23 protein-coding genes are annotated in these 25260 nt (G+C 43.2%); 17 read left to right on the forward strand and 6 right to left on the reverse strand.

All coding sequences use genetic code 11. The annotated features are described in order from the left end of the window. Both glyS and ACYX4M_RS07080 read left to right on the forward strand, forming a co-directional pair. A complete protein-coding gene (gene glyS / locus ACYX4M_RS07075) occupies positions 1-2079 on the forward strand; it encodes a glycine--tRNA ligase subunit beta (RefSeq protein ID WP_476082441.1) in 2079 nt (692 codons plus the stop codon). Positions 2080-2163: 84 nt separating this feature from the next. Further along, on the forward strand, positions 2164-2607 hold the full coding sequence (locus tag ACYX4M_RS07080; RefSeq protein WP_476082442.1) for a hypothetical protein: 444 nt from the start codon (positions 2164-2166) through the stop codon (positions 2605-2607). Positions 2608-2720: 113 nt separating this feature from the next. Here the strand turns inward: ACYX4M_RS07080 and ACYX4M_RS07085 are convergent, their stop codons facing one another. From ACYX4M_RS07085 to dnaA, 6 genes are all read right to left on the reverse strand, one after another. Next, a complete protein-coding gene (locus ACYX4M_RS07085; protein WP_476082443.1) occupies positions 2721-3869 on the reverse strand; it encodes a hypothetical protein in 1149 nt (382 codons plus the stop codon). Between the two features lie 14 nt (positions 3870-3883). Further along, positions 3884-4543, reverse strand: a complete 660-nt coding sequence (locus ACYX4M_RS07090; protein WP_476082444.1) for a hypothetical protein — start codon at positions 4541-4543, stop codon at positions 3884-3886. Between the two features lie 182 nt (positions 4544-4725). Continuing rightward, on the reverse strand, positions 4726-7146 hold the full coding sequence (gene gyrB, locus ACYX4M_RS07095) for a DNA topoisomerase (ATP-hydrolyzing) subunit B (RefSeq protein ID WP_476082445.1): 2421 nt from the start codon (positions 7144-7146) through the stop codon (positions 4726-4728). An 8-nt stretch (positions 7147-7154) separates the two neighbouring features. Further along, on the reverse strand, positions 7155-8243 hold the full coding sequence (gene recF / locus ACYX4M_RS07100) for a DNA replication/repair protein RecF (protein WP_476082446.1): 1089 nt from the start codon (positions 8241-8243) through the stop codon (positions 7155-7157). A gap of 124 nt (positions 8244-8367) precedes the next feature. Beyond that, on the reverse strand, positions 8368-9468 hold the full coding sequence (gene dnaN, locus ACYX4M_RS07105; protein ID WP_476082447.1) for a DNA polymerase III subunit beta: 1101 nt from the start codon (positions 9466-9468) through the stop codon (positions 8368-8370). Between the two features lie 32 nt (positions 9469-9500). Then, the gene (gene dnaA, locus ACYX4M_RS07110; RefSeq protein WP_476082448.1) at positions 9501-11168 is read right to left on the reverse strand and encodes a chromosomal replication initiator protein DnaA; all 1668 of its coding nucleotides are present in this window, start codon (positions 11166-11168) and stop codon (positions 9501-9503) included. A gap of 616 nt (positions 11169-11784) precedes the next feature. Here dnaA and rpmH point away from each other — a divergent pair. The 15 genes from rpmH (at position 11785) to atpB (ending at position 25236) form a co-directional block, all read left to right on the forward strand. Further along, positions 11785-11919, forward strand: a complete 135-nt coding sequence (gene rpmH, locus ACYX4M_RS07115) for a 50S ribosomal protein L34 (protein ID WP_014290886.1) — start codon at positions 11785-11787, stop codon at positions 11917-11919. 17 nt (positions 11920-11936) lie between these two features. Next, entirely contained in the window at positions 11937-12296 is a 360-nt protein-coding gene (gene rnpA / locus ACYX4M_RS07120; RefSeq protein ID WP_334059820.1) for a ribonuclease P protein component, read from the forward strand. Further along, positions 12281-12529 carry a membrane protein insertion efficiency factor YidD gene (gene yidD, locus ACYX4M_RS07125; RefSeq protein WP_014951464.1) on the forward strand — a complete coding sequence of 83 codons (249 nt, stop codon included), beginning with the start codon at positions 12281-12283 and terminating at the stop codon, positions 12527-12529. The genes rnpA and yidD overlap by 16 nt, the downstream gene beginning before the upstream one ends. 10 nt (positions 12530-12539) lie before the next feature. Further along, positions 12540-14198 (forward strand): membrane protein insertase YidC, encoded by a 1659-nt coding sequence (gene yidC / locus ACYX4M_RS07130; protein WP_476082449.1) that lies wholly within the window; start codon positions 12540-12542, stop codon positions 14196-14198. 70 nt (positions 14199-14268) lie between these two features. Continuing rightward, positions 14269-14751 carry a YajQ family cyclic di-GMP-binding protein gene (locus ACYX4M_RS07135; protein WP_334014123.1) on the forward strand — a complete coding sequence of 161 codons (483 nt, stop codon included), beginning with the start codon at positions 14269-14271 and terminating at the stop codon, positions 14749-14751. Between the two features lie 2 nt (positions 14752-14753). Next, complete coding sequence (gene mnmE / locus ACYX4M_RS07140) at positions 14754-16142, forward strand: tRNA uridine-5-carboxymethylaminomethyl(34) synthesis GTPase MnmE (protein ID WP_476082450.1); 1389 nt, start codon at positions 14754-14756, stop codon at positions 16140-16142. A gap of 97 nt (positions 16143-16239) precedes the next feature. Then, complete coding sequence (gene mioC / locus ACYX4M_RS07145) at positions 16240-16677, forward strand: FMN-binding protein MioC (RefSeq protein ID WP_474871967.1); 438 nt, start codon at positions 16240-16242, stop codon at positions 16675-16677. A gap of 27 nt (positions 16678-16704) precedes the next feature. Next, positions 16705-17373, forward strand: a complete 669-nt coding sequence (locus tag ACYX4M_RS07150) for a DnaT-like ssDNA-binding domain-containing protein (protein WP_474871969.1) — start codon at positions 16705-16707, stop codon at positions 17371-17373. Between the two features lie 6 nt (positions 17374-17379). Further along, positions 17380-18207, forward strand: a complete 828-nt coding sequence (locus tag ACYX4M_RS07155; protein ID WP_476082451.1) for an ATP-binding protein — start codon at positions 17380-17382, stop codon at positions 18205-18207. 896 nt (positions 18208-19103) lie between these two features. Continuing rightward, the gene (mnmG, locus tag ACYX4M_RS07160) at positions 19104-21005 is read left to right on the forward strand and encodes a tRNA uridine-5-carboxymethylaminomethyl(34) synthesis enzyme MnmG (protein WP_476082452.1); all 1902 of its coding nucleotides are present in this window, start codon (positions 19104-19106) and stop codon (positions 21003-21005) included. Positions 21006-21320: 315 nt separating this feature from the next. Then, positions 21321-21956, forward strand: coding sequence for a 16S rRNA (guanine(527)-N(7))-methyltransferase RsmG (gene rsmG / locus ACYX4M_RS07165; RefSeq protein WP_476082453.1), 636 nt, complete (start codon positions 21321-21323; stop codon positions 21954-21956). 35 nt (positions 21957-21991) lie between these two features. Beyond that, positions 21992-22786, forward strand: coding sequence for a ParA family protein (locus tag ACYX4M_RS07170; RefSeq protein ID WP_476082454.1), 795 nt, complete (start codon positions 21992-21994; stop codon positions 22784-22786). A gap of 44 nt (positions 22787-22830) precedes the next feature. Further along, positions 22831-23709 carry a ParB/RepB/Spo0J family partition protein gene (locus ACYX4M_RS07175; RefSeq protein WP_476082455.1) on the forward strand — a complete coding sequence of 293 codons (879 nt, stop codon included), beginning with the start codon at positions 22831-22833 and terminating at the stop codon, positions 23707-23709. Between the two features lie 206 nt (positions 23710-23915). Beyond that, positions 23916-24302 carry an ATP synthase subunit I gene (locus tag ACYX4M_RS07180; protein WP_476082456.1) on the forward strand — a complete coding sequence of 129 codons (387 nt, stop codon included), beginning with the start codon at positions 23916-23918 and terminating at the stop codon, positions 24300-24302. 100 nt (positions 24303-24402) lie between these two features. Then, positions 24403-25236: a F0F1 ATP synthase subunit A gene (atpB, locus tag ACYX4M_RS07185; RefSeq protein WP_012520223.1), complete on the forward strand. Its 834-nt coding sequence runs from the start codon at positions 24403-24405 to the stop codon at positions 25234-25236. Positions 25237-25260: the final 24 nt, after the last annotated feature.

Below are 25260 nucleotides of genomic sequence, written 5' to 3' on the forward strand. Positions count from 1 at the left end.
GTGCGTACAGAAAATTGTTTAGTTGAATTAGGTACTGAAGAGTTACCACCAAAAGCGCTTAAGTCTTTGGGCGAAGCCTTCGCCACACAATTTGAAGCAGCGCTCAGCCAAGCCGACTTAAGTTTTGACTCAGTTAGCTGGTTTGCAGCACCTCGCCGCTTAGCGGTTTACGTTTCAGGCCTTGCTGAAGGTCAGGCTGATAAAGTGGTAGAGAAACGAGGCCCCGCTGTATCCGCCGCATTTGATGCTGACGGTAACCCCACCAAAGCAGCACAAGGTTGGGCACGCGGTAACGGTATAGACGTTTCTGATGCGGAACGTTTGGTTACTGATAAAGGTGAGTGGCTACTTCATAAAGCACATGTGCCTGGTCAAACAATTGCTGAGTTGTTAGAAGGTTTGATTAATCAAGCCGTAAGCAAGCTACCTATTCCAAAGCCTATGCGCTGGGGTAACTATAATACTCAGTTTATTCGCCCCGTTCATACTCTCTGTGTACTTTACGGTAGTGAAGTGGTTAACGTTTCAGTGTTGGGCCTAACAAGCGATCGCGTTGTTCAAGGTCACCGATTCCACGGCGAAGGTCGATTTGAGCTTGATCATGCTGACAACTACGCCTCAGCCTTAGAGCAACAATATGTACTAGCAGATTTTGAAGCGCGTAAAGATAAAGTTCGTCAGCAACTTGAAGACGCAGCCAAAAACTTATCTCTTAAGCCAGATTATAATGAAGAGCTGCTTGAAGAAATTGCTTCTCTTGTAGAGTGGCCTGTAGTACTGCAAGCAGGATTCGATAAGGGCTTCTTAGAAGTGCCGAAAGAAGCACTAATCTACACTATGAAGGACGACCAGAAGTATGTGCCGCTGCTTGACAGTGATGGCGCACTTTCTAATACCTTCTTGTTTGTAACCAATATCGAAAGCCATGACGCATCTCAAGTTATCTCAGGTAATGAGAAGGTTATCCGCCCTCGCCTAGCAGACGCTGAGTTCTTCTTTAACAGCGATAAAAAGACAACGTTAGAAAGTCGCCTTGAGAGCTTAGAAACTGTTTTGTTTCAAAAGCAACTTGGTACGCTTAAAGAAAAGTCAGAGCGCATATCTTCTCTTTCGGCATTCATTGCATCACAAATTGATGCGAATGAAGCACAGGCAGCCCGCGCAGGCCTTCTAGCTAAAACAGACTTAATGTCCAATATGGTAATGGAATTTCCAGATGTTCAGGGCGTTATGGGCAAATATTATGCGCTTAATGACGGCGAAGACGCGCCTGTAGCTGAAGCCTTATACGAGCAGTACATGCCGCGCTTTGCAGGTGATGCACTTCCTAGCTCTGGCGTAAGCGCATCGGTAGCCCTTGCTGACAAGCTCGATACGTTAGTCGGTATCTTTGGTATTGGTCAGTTGCCAAAGGGCGATAAAGACCCGTTTGCGCTTCGTCGTGCAGCTATCGGTGTTTTGCGCATTGTTACCGAGCTATCGTTGCCTTTAGACCTTGAAACACTTGTGAGCAAAGCAGTAGAGGTATATGGCGATAAATTAACAAATGCTGAAACACAAACTTTGGTCGTTGATTTTGTATTAGGACGCTTCAACGCCCTCCTACAAGATCAGGCTATCGCCATTGACGTTATACAAGCCGTATCAGCTCGTCGCCCTACTAAGCCATCTGATTACCTTGCCCGTATTCATGCGGTAGATAAATTCAAAGCATTAGAAGAGGCAGAAGCGTTAGCTGCTGCTAATAAGCGCGTAGCAAACATTCTTGCTAAGCAAAAAGTAGATGTGACTAATTCAGTTAACATTGATGAGTCACTGTTAACTGAAGATGCTGAAAAAGCGCTTTATGTTCAGTTAAAAGCTGCACAAAAAGACGTGGATAGCGCGCTACCTTCGCATGACTACACACGCATTCTTTCGGCACTTGCAACCTTACGTGATGTAATCGATAACTTCTTCGATAACGTAATGGTTATGGCAGATGACGAAGCAGTGAAGAATAACCGACTTGCTCTACTATCACTTTTAAGGCAACTTTTCCTTACTACCGCGGATATTTCAATTCTTGCGAAGTCATAAGGCTAGTCAACGTTAATGCGGTTTAATACTGCAATAAATGAAAGCCCAACCTTTACGTTGGGCTTTTTTATAAAGGGAGAAACTGTGAAAAAGTTACTAACTATAGCTTCTATGTGCATAGCCCTGTCGGCGTGCTCAAGCAGTGGAAGCTTTAAGATCCCAGAAATAGCACCGGAAGTACCACGTATTCAGTTTGAAAACATGTTTCTAAGAGGCGTCTTTAACTGGTGGGAAGCCGATGCAGCTTATAAGTTTAAACGCTCAGATTCAGGTTGGACAGTAGACGTAGAACTCATTGCTGATGGTCAACCTTACGATTTCAGGTTATCAGATGCAAAATGGACGCCTTCACAGAGCTGTGGCGGCAAATATAAAGGTCAGCCTGTAATGTTAGGCTCTACCGTTTATTTAGTTTGTGAGCAGGGCTCAGAGAACCTACAGTTCACACCCTCTTCCACGGGAACCTATCGCTTCACTGCAACGCCAGCGAGCGCGGGGGAAGTTGCCTTGGTTGTTAGTAAGATATAACCTGCTAGGGGTAGCACTATTGCCTCAGGTGCAATGCCTATTACTTTTTAAGGTATTACATAGTGTTACCCAGCAGTAAAGTTACCAGTGGTTAGAGATTTACTAGATGTCGCTTAATATATCTCTATCGCTAATTCGTCTAATACTAGCGTGTTATCGTCCTTCTTAAAGTAGAAATCATATTTAAAAGCATCCGTATACACTTCCCAATAATCATCTACGCCAAACACCTCACCTTCGAATTTATCGGCGAGTTCATCACTCACTTGATTGGCATAAATATTTCCAAATTTCCACTTAGCGTGCGAATTTGTGCTATAAAAAAGTGTTTCTGCAATATAGATTTTTTTTATTTCCTCATCATCAGCTATCAAAATTAAATGATTATCGTAAGCATAGATTTTCTGTTTTTCCGTCCCATACGCTGTAAAAATTGGATAATAAGATAAGTCTGAAATTAACGTTGGCTTTTTATTTTTTGTATTTTCACGCACCATATGGTCAATCGTATCGTAATGCCCCTGAGTATTGTCGTTGATGTAGTTCGTATCTATCGTGACATTATCGGTGAGGTTTCCATAACGAAATTCATTCACAATCAACATAGCACCTTCTGAAAAGCTGTCTCTCACAAAATCTATTTCGAGACCTTTATCATTTGAATCTGCATTGAGTCGGAATTTCATATCTTCGATAAATTCTCCATCTAAGGACGCTAATACTTGTTGTTTTGTCGCCCCCCTCTCAATATGTCCGTCTATTTTCCAACTGTTTAGATTGCGTTCATCAAAAGCAATTAAGCTTTTTAATGTGCTTGATATCCAATTATTTTTATTAGTGACAATATGTACTTTGTCATTTTTTGCAACAAGCCAAAGGTTTCTTCCAAACGAATAGAGCACATCACTATCATTTAAAGCCACTTCCGACGTCGGCACACCAAGTATCTTAAATGCATCTATAGTTTTCATACCGGCTTTAACGCCAAATACACCCTCTTCTAGAGAAATATTATAGGACGCTATTTCAGGCTGTTCAGGGAGGTGGCTTCCAGCTGTCCCCCACAAACCAGAGAAATCAAACTGCAATGATTTCGTCTTGATTCTTGTTTTAAATTCTTGGGTCAAAATTACTTTATGCTCGAGAGTACGCCAATCTTTTTCATACGCTACCTCGGACTTAGTAAGATTTGATTGCGCAGAGCTAGCCTGAGATATTATAAACCCCGTGGCAAGAATGATACTTAGACGAAATTTCTTCATGTTAAATCCTTTTATTAGTTAACAGCTAAAGCCTCGTTTAGGGCCATAAGCTGGTTAGCATAATCTTTTTGGTATTCATTATTAGTTAAAACATAAGACAGCTGGTTTTCAATGTTTACTATTTTTTTCCTTATCGCCCAAGCAGTCTCATCTTTCACCCCTCTCAATAAAACCTCAATATTTTTCAACGGTTTTAAACAACATTTATCCAGTGAGTTGTTGTACTCTACACCCAAATAATCAATCATCGATTTGCTGTGAAGTGATGCGCCGCCTACAGGTAATAAGGGCATGTTGTTTACCGTCTGTTTGAATTCAAGCGTTTTTTTTAAAGAAGCGTTAAGTAATTCAATAGCAAGGACCTGCGCATCTTTATCGTATTTGCTTAGCCGTGTAGTAAGGGCTTTTAATTTTTCTGATTCAACACCGGTGATTTTCGCATGCTCAAATACTTTTGCTGCATGGTGAACAAGTTCCTTTGCATATATGAGGTGAACAATATCGAGCCGTAAATCGCCAACTAAATTTTTGTCTAAATAGTTGTGCGCTTTCGAAACAATACCATTATGTTCGTTAATCGCCGTGTTATATCGAATTTGAGAATCGGTAATATCGTTACGCTCTGAACAGCCGGCAATAACTGATAAGAATAACAATGTGAGAAGTAAGCGCATAAGACATCCTTTCTTTATATAGCAACTAATGAAGTGTTAGAAACTCATTGATATTTCATCATTGCATACTTTTGCTTAACTGTAATAAAAAGACCCCCAGTAATTGGATAGTCCAACTATTGGGGGTCACTTCATAAGTTTGGCCGCTTTTAAACAGTTTCTTAGACTCGATAAACGTTTATCTAAACATCTAAGTTTTCCACTTTAAGCGCATTCGCTTCGATGAATTCTCTACGCGGCTCTACTTGGTCGCCCATTAACGTTGTAAATAACTGGTCACAACCGATAGCATCTTCAATAGTAACTTGAAGCATACGACGGCTTTCAGGGTCCATGGTCGTTTCCCAAAGCTGCTCCGGGTTCATCTCGCCTAACCCTTTATAGCGCTGAATGTATTGACCACGTTTCGCTTCATTCATTAACCAATCTAAAGCGTCTTTGAAAGACTCTACAGGTTGTTTACGTTCACCACGCTTAATGTAAGCGTCTACACCCATCATATCATTGATAGCTAAGTTAAGTTCTTTCAGACGCTGGTACTCAGACGACTCAATGAATTCATGGTCGATAATGTACTCATAATCGATACCGTGCATACGCATGATAATCGTAATGTAGTATTCGCTTAACTCAGCGTCAGTACGAATTTCATAACGGTACGTTGCACCATCGTTTTCGCGCTCTGTAAGCTGCTCTACGAAGTGTTTCGCTACGTGCTCTAGTGCTGATTCATCTTTCAGATCTTCAAGGTTAAGCGTAGGCGTGTACAGCATGCGGTAAAGAATCGCTGAAGGCATTTTGCGCTTCATACGGGCAATCATTTTCTCTACTGACTGATATTGCTTAACTAGGTTTTCTAGCCCTACACCGCTGATGCCTGGATCGTCATCACTAGTGTGCAATGATGCCCCATCAATAGCGATACCTGTAAGATAATTAGTCAAAGCATCATCGTCTTTTAGATATTGTTCTTGCTTACCTTTCTTCACCTTATAAAGTGGAGGTTGAGCAATATAAACATAACCACGTTCGATGATTTCAGGCATTTGACGATAGAAGAACGTTAGTAGAAGCGTACGAATGTGAGAGCCATCCACATCAGCATCGGTCATGATAATGATGCTGTGATAGCGTAGCTTTTCTGGGTCATATTCGTCACGGCCGATACCACAGCCTAATGCTGTGATAAGCGTTGCAACTTCTTGTGAAGAAAGCATCTTGTCAAAGCGTGCTTTCTCAACGTTAAGGATCTTACCTTTAAGCGGCAAAATAGCTTGGTTCTTACGATTACGACCCTGCTTGGCTGAACCGCCCGCCGAGTCACCCTCCACTATGTATAGTTCGCTCAGTGCAGGATCTTTTTCCTGACAATCAGCAAGCTTACCTGGCAGACCGGCTAAATCTAGCGCGCCCTTACGGCGTGTCATTTCGCGAGCTTTACGGGCTGCTTCACGCGCTCTCGCAGCATCAATGATTTTACCCGCAATAATCTTACTTTCAGCTGGGTTTTCTAATAAGAAATCAGCAAGTTTTTCATTCATCGCAGATTCAACTGCAGGACGAACTTCAGAAGATACAAGCTTGTCTTTTGTCTGTGAACTAAATTTTGGGTCGGGTACTTTTACTGAAATTACAGCCGTAAGACCTTCACGAGCATCATCACCACTGGCATTGGTTTTAGCCTTTTTATTCAGGCCTTCCTTTTCCATATAGTTGTTCAGTGTACGCGTCAATGCTCCACGGAAACCTGCTAAGTGAGTACCGCCATCTCGCTGTGGAATATTGTTGGTAAAACAGAATACGTTTTCTTGGAAACTATCGTTCCACTGCATTGCAACTTCTACAGCAATGCCATCTTCTTGCTCGCTCGCGAAATGAAATACTTTTTGATGTACTGGTGTTTTCTTTTCATTCAAATATTCGACGAAAGCTTGAATACCACCTTCGTACATGAAGTGGTCTTCTTTACCGTCGCGTTCGTCTTTCAAACGAATTGAAACGCCGGAGTTTAGGAATGAAAGTTCGCGAAGGCGCTTAGCAAGAATATCGTAATGGTACAGTGTATCTGTGAAGGTATCAGAACTTGGCCAGAAACGAATCATTGTTCCCGTTTTATCTGTATCGCCAGTAACTGCAAGTGGCGCCTGTGGAACACCATGTTGATATTCTTGTTCATGGGCTTTACCAGCACGACGAATACGCAGCTTTAGGCGACTAGAAAGTGCATTTACTACCGATACACCTACGCCGTGAAGACCGCCAGAAACTTTGTATGAGTTGTCATCAAATTTACCGCCTGCGTGAAGCACGGTCATTATGACTTCGGCTGCAGACACGCCCTCTTCAGGGTGCAATTCTGTAGGGATACCTCGTCCATCGTCAGACACAGAGACTGATCCATCACTATGGATTTGCACAGTTATTTCAGAACAGTGTCCCGCCAGTGCTTCATCGATAGAGTTATCGACCACCTCAAATACCATGTGGTGTAATCCGGTGCCATCATCAGTATCACCGATATACATGCCCGGACGCTTTCTTACTGCATCTAATCCTTTAAGTACTTTAATACTGGACGAGTCGTAGTTGTTCTCTTCTGACATACTAGCTTTTACTCCTCTTTCACGCTTCCATGTTCCACGTGAAACATTTTCTTTTCGTTGTATTTTTGTATAAATGCGAGTTGCGAGGACTCAATTGCAGTAACGAAAACCTGCGTATCCATTTCGAGCAACCCATCAATAAATTGTTCTCTTTTATCTGCGTCTAACTCAGCACCTACATCATCAAGTAGAAATATACTTTTTCGTTGTGTTGCCGAGTTGAATAGCTTTGTCTGTGACATTTGTAGTGCTGCCACAGCCATTCTAAGCTGTCCTCTCGATAAAAGCTCTTGGGCGTTAACACCATTCACTTTAAGCCTTAAATCAGCTTTGTGAGGCCCAGAAGAGGTATGTCCTATTTTACCATCATACTCGCGTTTTTTAACTAAGCTTTCTGATAAAGCGACATCTTTTTCCCACCCTTTATAGTAACTTAATTCCACGTCAAAGTTCGGAAGAAATTCCTCTGCATACTGTTTAAAAATTGGTGTAAGTCTATCGACATATTCTTGGCGCGTTAGAGTTAAAGTCTCGCCAAGCTCAGCGAACTGTGTTTCCCAGTACTGGTTTTGTGGAGCGGACAAGTTTGCTTGCTGTTTAAGTAGTGCATTTCTGTGTTTAAGAAACTTACCATACTGATTAGCAATAGACTGAAATTGGTGTTCCACGTGAAACAAACCCCAATCACAAAAACGCCGACGTTCAGATGGCGAGCCTATGATGAGGTCTGTACTTTGAGGTGTGAAAAGTTGAATGGGAACTAAACTAACTAAATCAGACAATTTATTTGAATGCTCGCCGTCAATACTACAGGTAAATGTTTCGTTTCTACTTCTTTGAAAGCCTAGCTTCAGCATTTCACCTGCCTCAGATTTACAGGAAGCAAAAACGCTAAAACTGTCTTTCTCATTCTGAATTACTGAGCCGTGTTTATTCGTTCTAAAAGAACGACCAAAACCTAGATAGTAAAGCGCTTCAATTAGTGATGATTTCCCACTGCCATTCGCACCTTTTATTATCGTTAAGGATGGTGAAGGGGAAAGCGTTACGGAGGTAAGATTACGAAACTGAGTAATCTGGACGCGATCCAGTTTCATGAGGCCACACTAAAAATAAAAAAGAAGCGATAAATAACTAAACTTATCGCTTCTTGGATTAGATATGTAAATAACAAAATAAAAATCGTTATAAGAAAAGGTGCAAATACTTTTATAAAGAAAACTATAGTCGCATTGGCATAATTACATACAACGCAGCGTCATCTGCATCATCCTCGATGAGCGCACTCGCATTTGAATCAGACAGACTGACTTTTACGCCATCGGAGCCTAACGCATTCAATACATCTATAAGATAGGCAACATTGAAACCTATTTCTAAATCATCGCCCTGATATTGAACATCAACGATTTCTTCAGCCTCTTCTTGCTCTGGGTTATTAGCTGTTATTTTGAGTTCACCTGAAGAGAGGTTTAAACGTACGCCTCTGAACTTTTCATTAGATAAGATGGCAGCTCGCGAAAATGCTTCTTTGAGAACCGCCTTACTGGCAATAATTTCCTTGTCGCCGTTTTGGGGTAAAACACGGCGATAGTCTGGGAACCTACCATCCACTAGTTTTGAAGTGAAAATAAAATCGTTTGAGAATATACGTAGATGATTGGCGCCAATTTGTACTTTTAGCGATTTGTCATCTTCGCTAATAAGACGAGATATTTCTAATACCCCTTTTCGAGGAATAATCACCTGACGAGACGGTAACGCAGTTTCATAGTTCAAACGGCAAAGTGCTAAACGGTGACCGTCAGTGGCAACGGTACGAATGATATTCTCTTCCGTTTCAAGCGACATACCGTTTAGGTAGTAGCGCACATCTTGTTGCGCCATAGAAAAACTAGTTGCGTCGATAAGGCGTTTTAAGTCACTGCAAGATAATTCAAACTCAACCTCACCTTCCCAATCCTCAAGGTTAGGATAATCGTTAGCAGATAAGGTAGAGAGCGTATAGCGACCTCGACCGGCGCGAATAAGCGCCTTGCTTCCATCTAATGAGAAGTGAATGTCTGTACCTTCAGAAATACCGCGGATGATATCAAATAGCTTTTTAGCTGGAACAGTAATTTCACCCTCGGTAAATTCTCCCTCTAGCTTTATGCTAGAAATTAGCTCGACCTCTAAATCTGTGCCGGTAAGCCAAAGTGCGTCCTCACTAACTTTAATGAGAACGTTAGAAAGAATTGGCAGTGTATGTCGACGCTCAACAGCACCTGACACTAATTGTAGGGGTTGTAAAAATTGTTCGCGGCTTATAGAAAATTTCATCGCAGTGCTATCTCGCCTCTAAAGTCGTGTTGTTAGGAAGACAAAGTCCTAATGAGGTTCTTATAGTCCTCTTTTATATCATGACTTTCTTCTCTTAGCTGCTCTATTTTTCTGCACGCATGCAAAACGGTAGTATGGTCTCGCCCACCAAACGCATTACCTAATTCAGGTAAGCTGTGATTAGTTAGCTCTTTAGCCAGCGCCATCGCTACTTGGCGAGGGCGTGCTACGCTACGACTACGGCGTTTAGACAAAATATCAGCTACTTTTATCTTATAATAATCAGCGACAGTTTTCTGAATATTATCAACAGTTACCAACTTTTCTTGAAGCGCTAATAAATCGCGTAGGGCTTCACGTACAAAATCAATGGTAATAGGTCGGCCCGTGAAATTTGCATTTGCAATAACTCGGTTTAGTGCACCCTCTAGCTCACGTACATTTGAACGCAAACGTTTAGCGATGAAGAATGCAACTTCGTTGGGTAAGTGAATACGGTTTTCAGCTGCTTTACGCATCAAAATTGCGACACGGGTTTCAAGTTCTGGTGGTTCGATAGCAATAGTTAAGCCCCAACCAAAGCGCGACTTCAATCTATCCTCTACCCCATCAATCTCTTTGGGATACCTATCAGAGGTTAATATAATTTGCTGGTTCCCTTCTAAAAGCGCATTAAACGTGTGGAAAAACTCTTCCTGTGAACGCTCTTTGTTTGCAAAGAATTGGATATCATCGATAAGAAGGGCATCGACGCTTCGATAGAAACGCTTGAAATCTTCTATCGCATTATTTTGAAGCGCCTTAACCATATCTTGTACAAAGCGCTCAGAATGCATATAAACAATTTTGGCATCGCCATTGTTTGCAACAATACCATTGCCCACCGCATGCAATAAGTGAGTTTTACCTAAACCTGTTCCACCATAGATAAACAATGGGTTATATGAACCGCCGGGATTGTTCGCCACCTGAGTTGCCGCTGCGCGTGCCAGTTGGTTAGATTTACCCTCAACAAAATTATCAAACTGATAAGTCGGATTAATATTGCTTTTATGTTTCATCGCTTCAGGGATCGGGATCACCTTTGGCGGCGTTGACGATCTTGGCGCATGATTTCCGTAATGACTCTGACCATTAGGATCTACATTTTTTGAAACCGCATTATTGCGATCAGCTTGCTGTGAATAAGCACCTAGATCCTGGCTTTGCTCTTTATTATTAAAGTGATCGCTACCGCTAGCAACATTACTGTTTTGAGATATGGTGGGCTGTCGCTGATACGATGAATGCTGAACCTGGCTCTCGTCGTTGTGGTTAGTAAATTGTGGCGCGCTGTAATTTGAATTATGTCCGTGATTCGGAGAATTTACAGTAGTAGAACTGTTGGTGTAGCTATCACCGTTTGAACTATGTACTGAACCAGCAGCATTACCCGTAGCCGGCTGAGAACGGTTTACGCTATTGCGACTCATTACCTCTAAACGCAACTGAGGTGCATCGGCTCCAGCAAATTCCCTTAGCAGAGCAGTAATATTATTCAGGTACTTGTCTCTTACCCAATCAAGCACAAAACGATTAGGAGCGTATAGTGCTACAACACCGCCCTGCTCTTCACAAACAAGCGGTCGTATCCACATACTAAATTGCTGCGTAGGTAGTTCTTGACGCAGTCTTTCAAGACATTGGTTCCACAAGGACATGGTACGTTGTTAGCTCCGGTTACTCGCTAAAAACCACCCTCTTTTGAAAGCCAAGCATAGAATAGCAGGCACTGAAGCGCGCCATTAGAAGAAAATAGCGTTGGAGGTGTAGAGTAGCAGCGAGAAATTTAAGTTTTCGTTTTAATCGCTGTGGATTATCTTACGTTATCAACACAATGTAAATGGTGATCCCGATCGTTCTTTTCGATCAAAATATTAAGCTATTGAATTTAAGGACATTAACCTTTAGATCAAATGTAACTATAAGAAGAAAAAATCATTCTAAATTTCACTAAGAAAACCGTTAGATCACCTTGCAATTTACATCTAATGTCTTGTTTTTCACAATCCGCTGTGGATAACCTGAGTCAAATTTATGCGTTATTCACAACTAAATTGTGTAAAAAACAATGTTATCGTTCAAAAAACGGCATAAATTGTTCACTTATTCGTCCGAAAAGCAAGAATATCCATTGACAGCAGGCCCCGAGATCTCTAGAATTCAGCGTCCTTTTTCGATGGGCTTTTCTGGTGAAAACACCACATTGTTCTGGCAACAGTATAATGTGTTACCAAAAACGCCTATGTTTAACTAAATATAAGTGAGACTTTGGTCATGAAAAGAACATTTCAACCGAGCAATCTAAAGCGCAAGCGTTCTCACGGTTTTCGTGCTCGTATGGCGACTAAAAATGGTCGTAAAGTACTAGCAGCTCGCCGTGCAAAAGGCCGCGCTCGTCTTTCTGCTTAATTAGAAAGACGCCAAAAGTGGGTGAGAATAATTTTTCTAGGGAGTTACGTCTGTTAACTCCCACCCACTTTACCTATGTGTTTGATGACGCAACCCCTGCTGTATCCCCCTCTTTTACTGTTCTAGCTAGAAAAAATACACTCTCTAATCCTCGTTTGGGTATTACGCTCGCTAAAAAACGTATTCGTAAAGCGCACGATAGAAATCGATTGAAACGATTAGTCAGAGAAAGTTTTCGGCATAAGCAGCACAACTTACCCAATGTTGATATTATCGTTATTGGCAAGTCAGGCGCTGACAACCTTAGCAACCAAGAAGTTTTCGCTACATTGGACAAGCTATGGAAAAAATTAAACAAGCGTTGCGGCAACTCTTAATTGCTGTGCCTTTGGCCTTGATAAAATTTTATCAATGGTTCATTTCCCCTATGTTAGGGCAACGATGTCGTTTTCATCCTTCTTGTTCTTGGTATGCTATAGACGCATTAAAAACGCACGGATTAGTAAAAGGCGGTTGGTTATCTATTAAACGCATATTAAAATGCCACCCTTTGCATGCCGGCGGATATGATCCAGTGCCGGAAAAACAACAAGATAAACACTCAAAATAAAGAGACCTCTATGGAATCGCAACGTAGTTTTCTGATAATTGGCCTTGCGCTAGTTAGCTTTTTGCTTTGGCAATCATGGCAAAAAGATTATGGGCCACAGCCAGTTGTGCCTGTTGAGCAACAACAAACGCAAGAGACATCACAAGGCGTACCGTCATTTGACGACAATGGCAGCGAAGATGTACCTAGTAGTGATAGCGTTCCTGCTGCACAACCTATCGCAGCGGCGCAAAGCTCAAACCGCATTATTGAAGTAAAAACCGATACGCTTGATTTACGCATCGATTTGCTAGGCGGCGATGTAGTATCAGCAGACTTACTTAAGTTTCCGGTAGAGCAAGGTTCGGATATTCCTTACAGCCTACTTCGCTCTGGCAACGGTCTTTATGTAGCGCAAAGTGGCTTAATCGGTGCTCAAGGGCCTGATGCAAGCAGCAGTGGCCGCCCGGTGTATAATGCACAAAGTGACTATTATGAAATGACTGGCGACACCCTTGTTATTCCTCTTACATGGAAAAACAACCAAGGCTTGTCAGTTACCAAAACTTTCACTTTCACTAAAGGTCAGTACGACGTAAACGTAAGCTATAGCGTGGAAAATGGTACTGGCAGCGCAGCAACGGTTCAGCCGTATGCACAGCTTAAACAAGTGATGGAGTTTGAAGACGACAGCAACATGTTTATGCCAACGTACCGTGGTGCTGCCTATTCAACAGAAGATGACCGCTACCAGAAGTACTCGTTTGACGAGATTGAAGATGACAACCTACGCGAAACCACGAAAGCGGGTTGGGTTGGCATGCTTGAACATTACTTTGTATCAGCATGGGTACCTTCACAAGAGCAAACTAACACGCTTTATTCTCGTAACCTGAAAAATCAGTATGCGGTAATTGGTGTATTGTCTCCGTCTGAAAGCGTAGCGCCTGGTGAAACCAAAACCCTTGCATCTACCCTTTACATGGGTCCTAAAGATCAAGAAAGCCTAGCGAAGATTGCGCGCGGATTAGACCTAACCGTTGATTACGGTATTCTTTTCTGGATTTCACAGCCGTTGTTCGCCCTTCTTACCTTCCTTCATAGCCTAGTTAATAACTGGGGTGTGGCAATTATCCTTATCACTATTGTAGTAAAAGGCGCGATGTACTGGCTAACTAAGAAGCAATACGAGTCAATGGCACGTATGCGCAACTTAGCACCTAAGATGCAGCAGCTAAAAGACCGTTTTGGCGACGACAGACAAAAAATGTCTCAAGCTATGATGGAGCTTTACCGCAAAGAGAAAGTAAACCCAATGGGCGGTTGCTTACCTCTTCTTCTGCAAATGCCTATCTTCCTTGCGCTTTACTGGGTACTGATGGAAAGTGTTGAACTACGTCATGCAGACTTTGTGCTTTGGATCACTGACCTTTCTACAAAAGACCCATACTTTGTGCTGCCAATTCTAACTGGCGCAAGTATGTATCTATTGCAAAAACTTCAGCCGACCACCATTACTGATCCAATGCAGCAGAAAATCATGCAATGGATGCCAGTAGCAATGAGTGTATTCTTCCTGTGGTTCCCTGCAGGTCTGGTACTATACTGGCTAGTAAGTAACGTGATTACCTTGGTTCAAGCCAAAATGATTTATGCTTCCATGGAGAAGCGGGGCATCAGCAGTAAATAACACGCTGATCAATTAATTATACAGCCCGCCTATGCGGGCTGTTTTGTCTTAAAAGATAGAGGATTAACCTGTGCCATCATTTGATATTGTTTCAGAAATCAACATGGAAGAAGTACGCAACGCCACTGAAAACGCAAGCCGTGAGCTATCTACGCGTTTCGATTTTCGCGGCATTGATGCCAGCTTTGAATACAAAGATAAAACCGTGGTTATGAAAGCCGAGGCTGAATTCCAACTTCAGCAAATGGAAAGTATGTTTAGAACGGCGATGTCTAAGCGCAATGTAGATACCTCATCAATGGATGTGAAGCCTTATGACGCTCACGGTAAAACCTATCGCCAAACCATTGCGTTTAAGGAAGGAATTGAACAGCCCACGGCAAAGAAAATTGTAAAGCTGGTTAAAGACGCCAAAATCAAAGTGCAAACGGCTATTCAAGGCGAAGAACTTCGCGTAACAGGTAAAAAGCGTGATGATTTGCAGCAAGTGATTTCGCTGGTTAAAGAGTCGAACTTAGGCCAACCTTTCCAATTTAAGAACTTCCGCGACTAATTATGGAATCACTCACCCTTTCTACCGACACTATTACCGCACAAGCGACAGCGCCCGGTCGTGGCGGCGTAGGTATTGTACGCGTTTCAGGTCCTAAGGCTAAAGCCATCGCAGAGGCGTTAGTACCAAGCGCACTAACACCACGTCTTGCGACCTATACGCCGTTTGTTGATGCTAACAACAGCGTAATAGACCAGGGCATAGCACTGTTTTTTAAAGGGCCTAATTCATTTACCGGTGAAGATGTACTTGAACTGCAGGGCCATGGCGGTCAAGTTGTCATGGACATGCTGATTGATGCCGTACTTGCAACGGGCGATGCCCGGCTTGCCAATCCAGGTGAATTCAGTGAACAAGCCTTTTTAAATGATAAATTAGACCTTGCGCAAGCAGAGGCGATTGCCGACTTGATTGATGCAAGTTCTAAACAGGCAGCAAAAAGTGCGCTGCGCTCGCTACAGGGTGAGTTTTCTACACAAATTCAAACGCTATCAGACCAAATCGTGCACCTGCGTATGTACGTAGAGGCGGCCATCGATTTTCCTGAAGAAGAAATTGATTTCTTATCTGACGGGAAAGTATCAGGTGACTTAAGCGCAATTATGCAAAGCTTAACCAAAGTGCGCGAACAGGCTAAACAAGGCACCTTGTTGCGCGAAGGTATGCAGGTAGTGATTGCGGGGCGACCTAACGCCGGTAAATCGAGCTTATTAAACGCCCTGGCAGGACGAGATAGCGCCATTGTTACTGATATCGCTGGTACCACGCGAGACGTGCTTAAAGAGCATATTCACATTGATGGTATGCCGGTGCATATTATCGATACTGCAGGACTTCGAGAAAGCCCAGATAAAGTTGAACAAATTGGTATTGAGCGCGCGTGGCAAGCTATCAATGAAGCTGACCACGTATTATTCGTTGTAGACTCTACCGCAACTGCTGTTATCGACCCTTATGAAATATGGCCAGAATTTATGGCCCGATTGCCTCAAGGCATCCCTGTTACCGTAGTTCGCAACAAGGCCGACCTTAGTACCTTAGGTATTGGACAAAGCACAGTTGCCACCGAGCAAGGTGATATCTCAGTTATTAATCTATCAGCCAAAGAAGGTAGCGGCGTCGACACGCTAAAAGCACATTTGGCCAAAACCATGGGCTTCGATACGACCACCGAAGGTCAGTTTATTGCGCGAAGAAGACACATAGATGCACTTGATCAAGCCTACAGCTATGTAAGCACTGGTGAACAGCAGCTACATGACGCCATGGCCGGTGAATTATTGGCTGAAGAATTGCGCTTGGGGCACCAGGCACTATGTGAGATAACCGGTGAATTCACGTCAGACGATCTACTTGGTAAGATTTTTTCATCGTTCTGTATTGGTAAGTAGCGCAACCGATAAAGTTATAAGTAAGATGGTGAATAACGTAACGGATAAGCCGTACTTACGTTAAGACGACAATTGTAAATAGAGAAGCAACCCAATAATGAGCAAGCATTTTGAAATCATCGTTGGCACCATGTTAGGCGCCGCAGAATACGTGGCAGATGCCATTGCGGAAAAACTTGATGCAAGCGGTCATACTCACACTATTCACGTAGAACCTAATCTGGAAGCGATTAAAACAGACTCAACGTGGATCGTATGTACGTCAACCCATGGTGCAGGCGAACTACCTGACAATATACAACCATTTGCAAAACAGCTAGAAAATGCCGATTTAAGCTCAGTTAACGCCTACGTGATTGGTCTGGGTGACACAAGTTACGACACTTTTTGTTTCGGCGCAAAAGAAATGGAAAAGCATATTAAAAACGCAGGTGGCACGTTAATTACCGACGCGCTATACATCGATGTGCTAGAACACCCTATCCCTGAAGATGCCGCCGTAGAATGGTTTGACGAAAAGCTGGCCAATGCTTAACAAGCGTTTTTACGTGGAACCAATGCGATGAACAGCAACCTTACCCAAGCTGAGCTAGCGGCGTTGCAATCTCCCCTTTCTAACGATTGCCGGGTACTTTATTTACTTGGGCTTCGAACAGGTGCAAATTCGGCAACTACATCGTCAGCACCTATTGATTATAAGCAATTATTGAACTTGCTAAACGGCGACAGCAAAGACGAGCCTTACCAACGCGGTCGTCAAATCAATAGCTTGGTGAAGCAGCTTGAACAAGTAGGTTTAGTTGCCCTGCCCCTTGATCTTGATCTTGAACACACGATTAATGGAAAAACGCTTCTTCTTCCGCTTTTAAGCGAGCCGCAGTCAGACTTTGAACAACTCCATTCACGTCATAGTGCTATGAGCCCAAATTGGACGCCTAATAAAGCGCTGTTTGAAGAAATGGCCTCGCTACTGGGTATTATCGATAAAACATTTGATGACAACGAAGTGGGTGAATTCATTGCTTATTGGTTGGGAAGGCCAAGTTCGGTGTTTAGCGAGTTTCAATGGACACAAAAATTTGCCAATAATATCAAGCGAAAGCGCTTGGCTTCAGGCTATGCTCCAACAAAAGTAGTAGGGACGCAGCAAGTGAAAGTTGCAGCCGGCATAGAAGCAGATGATAATGCTAGAAAGCTGGTGGAAAAGTATGCCGCAACTAAGAAGAGTTAATTCGTTATGGATCGTATAACAGACAAAATTGCTAATTTAGCGAGAGCGCTCAACAAAGACGTCGATCCCAATGGTGAGTACATCGACTATAAAACGCTGCGTAAGCAGTATGAAGCGAAAGCTAACGAGGAAGTGTCACAACTACAGCAGCGCAGTAAGAAAGCGCGTGTAGAAGCTATCCATGGCCGTTCCGACTTAAACCCGAAGTGGACGTTTGCCAACTTAGTGGAAGACAGTGACGATGTTATAGAAGCTGTTTCTATTGCACAGTCTTTTATTGCTGCTCACGATGATCCAGCGTGGCGCCAGAGTGGCTCCCATATGATGATTTTCTACGGTGACTATGGTCGCGGTAAATCTCATATTGCGGGCGCTATTGCCCATCAACTTATCGAGCAATATGAGATCTCTGTGCTATATCGTCAGCTTTCCACTTTGCTCGAAATGCGCAACTTTTCTTTTGATTTCTCTGCTACCGATAATGCTAGTCAGCGTTTCAGAGAAATTAACCAAGAGCTTTTAGACGTAGATTTACTTATTTTAGATGAGGTCTGTGTCAACGAGTCTGCACTTAAGAAAAACGCACAGAGCTGGTTTGGGAACTTACTCAGACAGCGCTTAGTGAATAAGAAAAACTGTATCTTAATCACTAATCACAACTTAGCCGAACTTGAAAATGCCCTTGGCCCCTATTGTTTTGAGTCGATTAAAGAGTACGACACTTACAAGGTTAGGTTCCAAGGCCCAAGCCGCCGTGAAGGCTTAACCATTGAACAAGAAGACATGCAAGGCTCTGTTTCACAGCCACGCTATCAACCCAACCAGGTGCGCTAATAGCACCTGGTTTCCTCTCTCTCGAAACCTAGCCCTTTTTCTGCTAGGTCTTTTCCTTCATTAAACCTTATTGCATGTTCCTGTTGTGCCAGGTAACAGCGAATCACTTAGCCTATTGATCACGCTTTTACCAAAACAATACGGTTTTAATTCATAGATACACTCAACGATCTCCTTCAGTCAAACAAATAACCATTCTTACAGACTGACTTCTTCCTTGTAAAAGTGACTGAATTTTGGTCATCTCCTATGTTTTTCTCCTGAAAAATGGGCTGTTTTGAAAAAATAATCTTGTCGTTCATAAAAACGTGCACTTTTTTTGAAGGTGTTGATAAATGCGATCGGGCGATCTAATCACAGCTTTTGGAAAAGATCTCCTCCACAATGTGATCACGCTATAACGCACGTACCTACACGATCTTTTGATCGCGATACATAAATAGCAAACATTTTATCCCCAGTTGGATCACATCTTGATCACCCCTGTGGATAGGATCCTACAAACCACTGTGCATAAGCTTTGATCGAAAAAAGAATAACTTTTCAAACGATTCGGGGTGTGGATAAAAAGGCCATTTATACACAAGTTTGAGGTAGGGTTATGGATCGGGGTTTCCCAATGTTATTGATCGCGTAACTTGATGATCTTTATGTGCTTTGATCGGTTACCCACAGATCTTGATGATCCTAATAAAAGTAAAAATAAACAGATCTAAAAGAGATCTTAAGATCTTATAATTCGATCACACCTTTTCAAAAACAAGTTTTGAGGAAAATTTAATCATTTTCTTTATGCAATAAGTCAGATAAAATACGCGCCCTTTTTTCAACAGTCTTTACTTTAAAAAAATTAGTTTTTTAATCGGCTTATCGTAAGTTAATAGTGAGGTTTAACCATGTTTTATGCTGAAGCATTTGATGTCATCGTTGTAGGTGGTGGACATGCAGGTACAGAGGCAGCGCTTGCAGCTGCTCGCATGGGAGCAAATACCCTTTTGCTTACTCACAACATCGAAACGATCGGCCAGATGTCCTGTAACCCTGCAATTGGCGGGATCGGTAAAGGCCATCTTGTAAAAGAAATCGATGCTCTAGGTGGTGCTATGGCACTAGCCATCGACAAAGGTGGAATTCAATTTAGAACATTGAATTCATCAAAGGGTCCAGCGGTACGCGCGACCCGTGCACAAGCTGACCGTACGCTTTATAAAAACGCCATTCGTGACATTGTTGAAAATCAAGAAAACCTAACCTTGTTTCAACAGAGCGTTGACGATCTGATTGTTGAAAACGATCAGGTATGCGGCGTTGTTACGCAAATGGGGCTGAAGTTTAAAGCCAAGTCGGTGGTACTGACTGTGGGGACTTTCCTTGGTGGCACTATACACATTGGCCTTGAAAACTATCGCGGCGGTCGTGCCGGCGATCCACCGTCTATCGCACTTGCAGATAGACTACGTGCCCTTCCGTTTCGTGTTGACCGTTTAAAAACTGGGACACCAGCAAGACTTGATGCTCGCTCGTTAGATTTTTCTGTAATGCAGCCTCAACCTGGTGACAATCCTACGCCGGTATTTTCGTTCATGGGTGATAGAACCATGCACCCTACACAGATCCCGTGCTATATCACTCACACTAACGAAAAAACCCACGATATCATTCGCGGTGGGTTAGATCGCTCACCCATGTTTACGGGTGTTATCGAAGGTATCGGACCGCGCTATTGCCCAAGTATCGAAGATAAGATCACACGCTTTGCTGACAAGTCTTCGCATCAAATTTTTGTTGAGCCAGAGGGCTTAAACAGCATTGAAGTTTATCCAAATGGTATTTCAACCAGTTTGCCATTTGACGTACAGATGAACCTTGTCCGCTCGATCAAAGGTTTTGAAAACGCGCACATTGTTCGCCCGGGTTATGCGATTGAATATGATTTCTTTGATCCACGCGATCTGAAACAAACACTGGAAACGAAGTTTATTCGAGGTTTGTTCTTTGCTGGCCAAATTAACGGTACCACTGGCTATGAAGAAGCGGGTGCGCAAGGGTTAGTAGCAGGCGCAAACGCAGCGCTACAAGTTCAAGAAAAAGACCCAATGATTTTACGCCGCGATCAAGCATACATGGGCGTACTTATCGACGACTTAGCCACCATGGGTACGAAAGAGCCGTACCGCATGTTCACTAGCCGTGCTGAATACAGACTACTGCTTCGTGAAGACAATGCCGATAGCCGTTTAACCGCGATGGGCCGAGAGATTGGTCTTGTTGATGATGCGCGCTGGGCGAAATTTAACGACAAGATGGAAGCGGTAGAAAGTGAGCTACAGCGTTTACGCGGTCAGTGGATCCACCCTGATCACGCGGCAACGCCGGAACTTAATACCATGCTGAAAAATCCGGTGAGTCGTGAACATTCTCTTGAAGAGCTGATCCGTCGACCTGAAATGACTTACGGTCAGTTAATGGAAATTGAAAGTGTTGGCCCAGGTCTCGAAGATCCGATTGCTGCAGAGCAAGTGGAAATTCAAATTAAGTACGCCGGCTACATTGCCCGTCAAATGGATGAAATCGCGAAAACGCAGCGACACGAAAATACCTTGTTGCCGATTGATATGGACTTCAGCAAGATTTCTGGCTTGTCGAACGAGGTTGTAGCAAAGTTAACCGAAGCTAGACCGGAAACTATCGGTAAAGCATCGCGCATTTCGGGTATTACTCCTGCGGCCATTTCTTTGCTGCTGGTTTATCTTAAAAAACACGGCATGTTGCGCAAGCAAGAGAAAATTAGTGCGTAAAACACGCGCTTGACTCATCGGCTACTCGCAGCGCTTAGTTTTTCTTATTTATTCGCGTATTATGCTAGTCATATTAGCCTAAACTATGCGAAAACTAGAAAAACTAGGCGCTTTTCATACAGTTCAATTGTTCACTTTTACTAGCATTTTGCGGGCTCTACTCAACGTACATTTGTTTTGTACGTGAAGAGGTCGCGTTGATTAACAATGGAAAAAGTGTGACAAATGCATAGAACAGATTGCGGTTCGCCGAAAATGTCTATGTTAAAAACTGATTTAAGCTAAAGATTTCAACGTGAACAGACAGATTTTTCAATGACGATACAGCAAGAATTGCACACCATTTTGGTTTCTGGACTTGGCGCGCTTTCACTTGATTTGAGTGACAAGCAACAGCAGCAGTTAGTTGACTATGTGCTGCTTATGGACAAATGGAATAAGGCGTACAACCTGACTTCTGTGCGCGATCCAAAGCAAATGATGGTAAAACACATTCTGGATTCGTTAGCGATTGTCCCTTTTCTTGATGGCGACAATATCATTGATGTTGGGACAGGCCCTGGTCTTCCAGGTATGCCCTTGGCTATCGCTTTCCCAGAAAAATCATTTACATTGCTTGACTCATTGGGCAAGCGTGTACGGTTTATGACCCAATGTGTGCACACGTTTGGATTAACTAACGTAACTCCTGTGCAAAGCCGCGTTGAAGAGCACAATGGCGATACGCCTTACGATATTGTGCTAAGCCGAGCTTTCGCTTCGCTAAAAGATATGTTGCACTGGTGTCAGCATCTGGTAGATTCAGAAGGTCAATTTTTGGCGCTTAAAGGTCAGTTTCCACAAGATGAGATAGACGAAGTGAGTGATCACTTCCATGTGAGCAAAACGGAAAACCTCACAGTGCCAAATTTAGTAGGCGAACGACATCTGGTTTGGCTTAAAAAGAAATAGCCGAAAAATAGAAATAGACGAGAACAGGATCTAACGTGGCTAAGGTAATCGCGATCGCGAATCAAAAAGGTGGTGTTGGAAAGACAACCACCGCAGTTAACGTGGCAGCGTCAATGGCAGCAACCAAACGCAAGGTGTTGCTCATTGATCTCGATCCACAAGGTAATGCGACCATGGGAAGCGGCGTTGATAAATACGACGTTGAATCTACGGCATTTGAATTGTTGATTGAAGAAAAGCCAATTAACGATGTTATCGTTAAAGCGACAAGCGGCAAGTATGACCTCATCGCGGCGAACGGTGACGTAACCGCGGCAGAAATTAAGCTGATGGAAATGTTTGCCCGTGAAGTAAGGCTTCGCAACGCGCTGAAGCCCGTTATGGATTACTACGATTTTGTCTTTATCGACTGCCCGCCTTCGCTAAACCAGTTAACTGTGAACGCCTTAGCGGCTGCCGATTCGGTAATGGTGCCTATGCAGTGTGAATATTACGCACTAGAAGGCCTCACTGCCCTTATGGATACCATTCAAAAATTGGCATCCGTAGTGAATCCAGAATTGAAGATTGAAGGCGTATTGCGTACTATGTACGACCCGCGCAATCGCCTTGCTAACGACGTTTCAGAACAGTTGAAGCGCCATTTTGGTGAACAGGTTTATCGCACGGTTATTCCGCGTAATGTTCGCTTAGCTGAAGCGCCAAGCTTCGGTACGCCAGCGATGTACTATGATAAGTCATCGACAGGTGCTAAAGCTTATCTAGCGCTAGCAGGTGAAATACTGCGCCGTAGGGACAAAATATCGCCTAAACAGGCAAAAGCTAGTTAAACACAATAAGCTGAATACCATCAGCACATGCCATAGAGGACACTATGTCAGCACGTAAAAGAGGCCTTGGCCGCGGTTTAGATGCGCTACTCGCAACCAGCCAATCATCTGCTCAGAAAGAACAAGATGTCGCCGAGGTAAATTCAACCAATGGTGAGTTAAGCAAACTGCCTATTGAATACTTAGTGCCAGGCAAATATCAGCCTCGTAAAGACATGTCACCTGAGGCATTAGAAGAATTGGCATCGTCCATTCGTGCGCAAGGTATCATTCAACCTATCGTAGTGAGAAAAGTCGACGAGCACCGTTATGAAATCATTGCCGGTGAACGTCGCTGGCGTGCTTCACAACTGGCACAGCTAGACGAAGTGCCTTGTTTGGTTAAGAACGTGCCTGATGAAGCGGCAGTGGCCATTGCCCTTATCGAGAATATCCAGCGCGAAGACCTTAACGCAATGGAAGAAGCACAGGCGTTAGACCGCTTAATGAGCGAATTTGCGCTAACTCATCAAGAAGTAGCAGAAGCGGTGGGTAAATCGCGTACAACCGTAACTAACCTACTACGTCTGAACAATCTAAACGACGATGTAAAATTGCTAGTAGAACACGGTGATATTGAGATGGGACACGCCCGCGCCCTTTTGGCTTTAGAAGGCGAAACTCAGTCGGAAACTGCGCAAGTAGTATCGGGCAAAGGCCTTACTGTGCGCGATACAGAAAAGCTTGTTAAAAAGCTTTTGGAGCCAGCTAAACCTAAGCCTGAGAAGAAAGTTGATCCCGATGTGCAAAACCTTATGACACGACTTTCAGAAAATTTAGGCACGCCTGTGAGTATTGACCACAATGCGAAAGGCAAAGGCAAGCTGACAATTAGCTTTAGCGACCTTGAACAATTAGATGGAATTATCTCTAAAATTCAATAGTTTAAAATAAAATTAGTAGAGAATCTCCCTTTGCCAACCCGCAATTGATACGCTGTTCGGTGCAAACACCGGACACTCTCCTTTCCGGTTATAGCAATAGAAAATTTTCAGAATAACTTTCAAAAAGCGTTGTACTGTTGAAAATTGTCGGTAAAACAGTATACTTCTGACGCTTTTTGTAAGACGTGAACAAGCTGCGAGTAAAAGTGACGAACAAGTTAGCAAAGCGCGGGTTAGACCTCGCAAAAAAAGGGCTACTTTTTCAGGCTGTCACGGCCCTATTCGTTACGATCATCGCAGGCGCCGCAGGTGGAAGTCATTCCGCTATGTCGGCGGCAGCAGGCGCTTTAATCAGTATCCTGCCCAATAGTGTTTTTATGGCTTTTGCGTTTCGATACGCAGGTGCGAGTAAAAACGACCTTGTTGCACGGAGTTTTAGCCAAGGCTCAAAATTGAAGCTGGCACTGACAATCATTTTATTTGTAATTGCTTTTAAAGGTTTAAACGCCACGCCATTAGAAATTTTCATGGCATTTGTGATTACAACCGCTAGCCACGGGCTAGCTATGTTTCATTACGGTACGAAAGAATAAATACAGCGCAAGGCATTGCGATAACGAGAACTACGTGTCGACCGGATGAGATATAAGAACCAGTCACCAAATTTTTACACTTTACAACTTGGGTTAAACAATGGCATCTGAATATACTACCTCAGAATACATCAAGCACCACTTGACCAATGCCACCATGTGCTCAACTGACAACGGAATTGCTTTTAACAAAGCGTGTTCTGATGCTGGTTTTTGGGCATGGCATGTTGATACACTGGCATGGTCTATCGGTCTTGGTCTTCTTTTCCTAATCATCTTTAGAAGCGTTGCTTCAAAAGCGACAACCGGCGTACCTGGCAAGATGCAGGCGTTTGTTGAGCTTGTTGTTGAGTTTGTTGACGACAACGTGAAAAGCACCTTCCATGGCAAAAGCGCTCTGATCGCGCCATTAGCATTAACCATTTTCGTATGGGTATTGCTTATGAACCTTATGGACCTTGTGCCGGTTGATCTTATTCCATGGGTTTCTGGTCTTATTGGCCAAGCTGCTTTTGGTATGGATCCGCACGATGTTTACAACAAGGCAGTGCCAACTACTGACCTTAACCTAACGTTCGCACTGGCTTCAGGCGTGTTTATCCTTATTCTTTTCTATTCAATCAAGATGAAAGGTATCGGCGGTTTTGCGAAAGAGCTTACTATGCAGCCTTTCGGTCACCCAATCTTTATTCCGGTGAACTTCATTCTTGAGACGGTTACACTGCTTGCGCGTCCGCTTTCACTAGCACTGCGTTTGTTCGGTAACTTATACGCCAGTGAGCTAATCTTCATTTTGATTGCGACCATTGGTTACTTCCAGCTTCCACTGCACTTTATGTGGGCTGTATTCCATATTCTGGTTCTTCCGCTTCAAGCGTTTATTTTCATGATGCTTACCATCGTGTATCTAAGCTTGGCGTGTGAAGACCACTAAGCATTAACGGGTGTTGATAAACGC

Source organism: Alteromonas sp. ABV4_150, from assembly GCF_056311745.1.

Bases quoted from the DNA above. Each gene is read 5' to 3' on its own strand.
- atpB (WP_012520223.1), top strand. From the start codon at position 24,403: ATGGCATCTGAATATACTACCTCAGAATACATCAAGCACCACTTGACC.
- mnmG (WP_476082452.1), top strand. From the start codon at position 19,104: ATGTTTTATGCTGAAGCATTTGATGTCATCGTTGTAGGTGGTGGACAT.
- mioC (WP_474871967.1), top strand. From the start codon at position 16,240: ATGAGCAAGCATTTTGAAATCATCGTTGGCACCATGTTAGGCGCCGCA.
- gyrB (WP_476082445.1), bottom strand. From the start codon at position 7,146: ATGTCAGAAGAGAACAACTACGACTCGTCCAGTATTAAAGTACTTAAA.
- ACYX4M_RS07175 (WP_476082455.1), top strand. From the start codon at position 22,831: ATGTCAGCACGTAAAAGAGGCCTTGGCCGCGGTTTAGATGCGCTACTC.
- rsmG (WP_476082453.1), top strand. From the start codon at position 21,321: ATGACGATACAGCAAGAATTGCACACCATTTTGGTTTCTGGACTTGGC.
- ACYX4M_RS07155 (WP_476082451.1), top strand. From the start codon at position 17,380: ATGGATCGTATAACAGACAAAATTGCTAATTTAGCGAGAGCGCTCAAC.
- dnaN (WP_476082447.1), bottom strand. From the start codon at position 9,468: ATGAAATTTTCTATAAGCCGCGAACAATTTTTACAACCCCTACAATTA.
- yidC (WP_476082449.1), top strand. From the start codon at position 12,540: ATGGAATCGCAACGTAGTTTTCTGATAATTGGCCTTGCGCTAGTTAGC.
- mnmE (WP_476082450.1), top strand. From the start codon at position 14,754: ATGGAATCACTCACCCTTTCTACCGACACTATTACCGCACAAGCGACA.
- recF (WP_476082446.1), bottom strand. From the start codon at position 8,243: ATGAAACTGGATCGCGTCCAGATTACTCAGTTTCGTAATCTTACCTCC.
- rpmH (WP_014290886.1), top strand. From the start codon at position 11,785: ATGAAAAGAACATTTCAACCGAGCAATCTAAAGCGCAAGCGTTCTCAC.
- ACYX4M_RS07085 (WP_476082443.1), bottom strand. From the start codon at position 3,869: ATGAAGAAATTTCGTCTAAGTATCATTCTTGCCACGGGGTTTATAATA.
- dnaA (WP_476082448.1), bottom strand. From the start codon at position 11,168: ATGTCCTTGTGGAACCAATGTCTTGAAAGACTGCGTCAAGAACTACCT.
- ACYX4M_RS07090 (WP_476082444.1), bottom strand. From the start codon at position 4,543: ATGCGCTTACTTCTCACATTGTTATTCTTATCAGTTATTGCCGGCTGT.
- ACYX4M_RS07150 (WP_474871969.1), top strand. From the start codon at position 16,705: ATGAACAGCAACCTTACCCAAGCTGAGCTAGCGGCGTTGCAATCTCCC.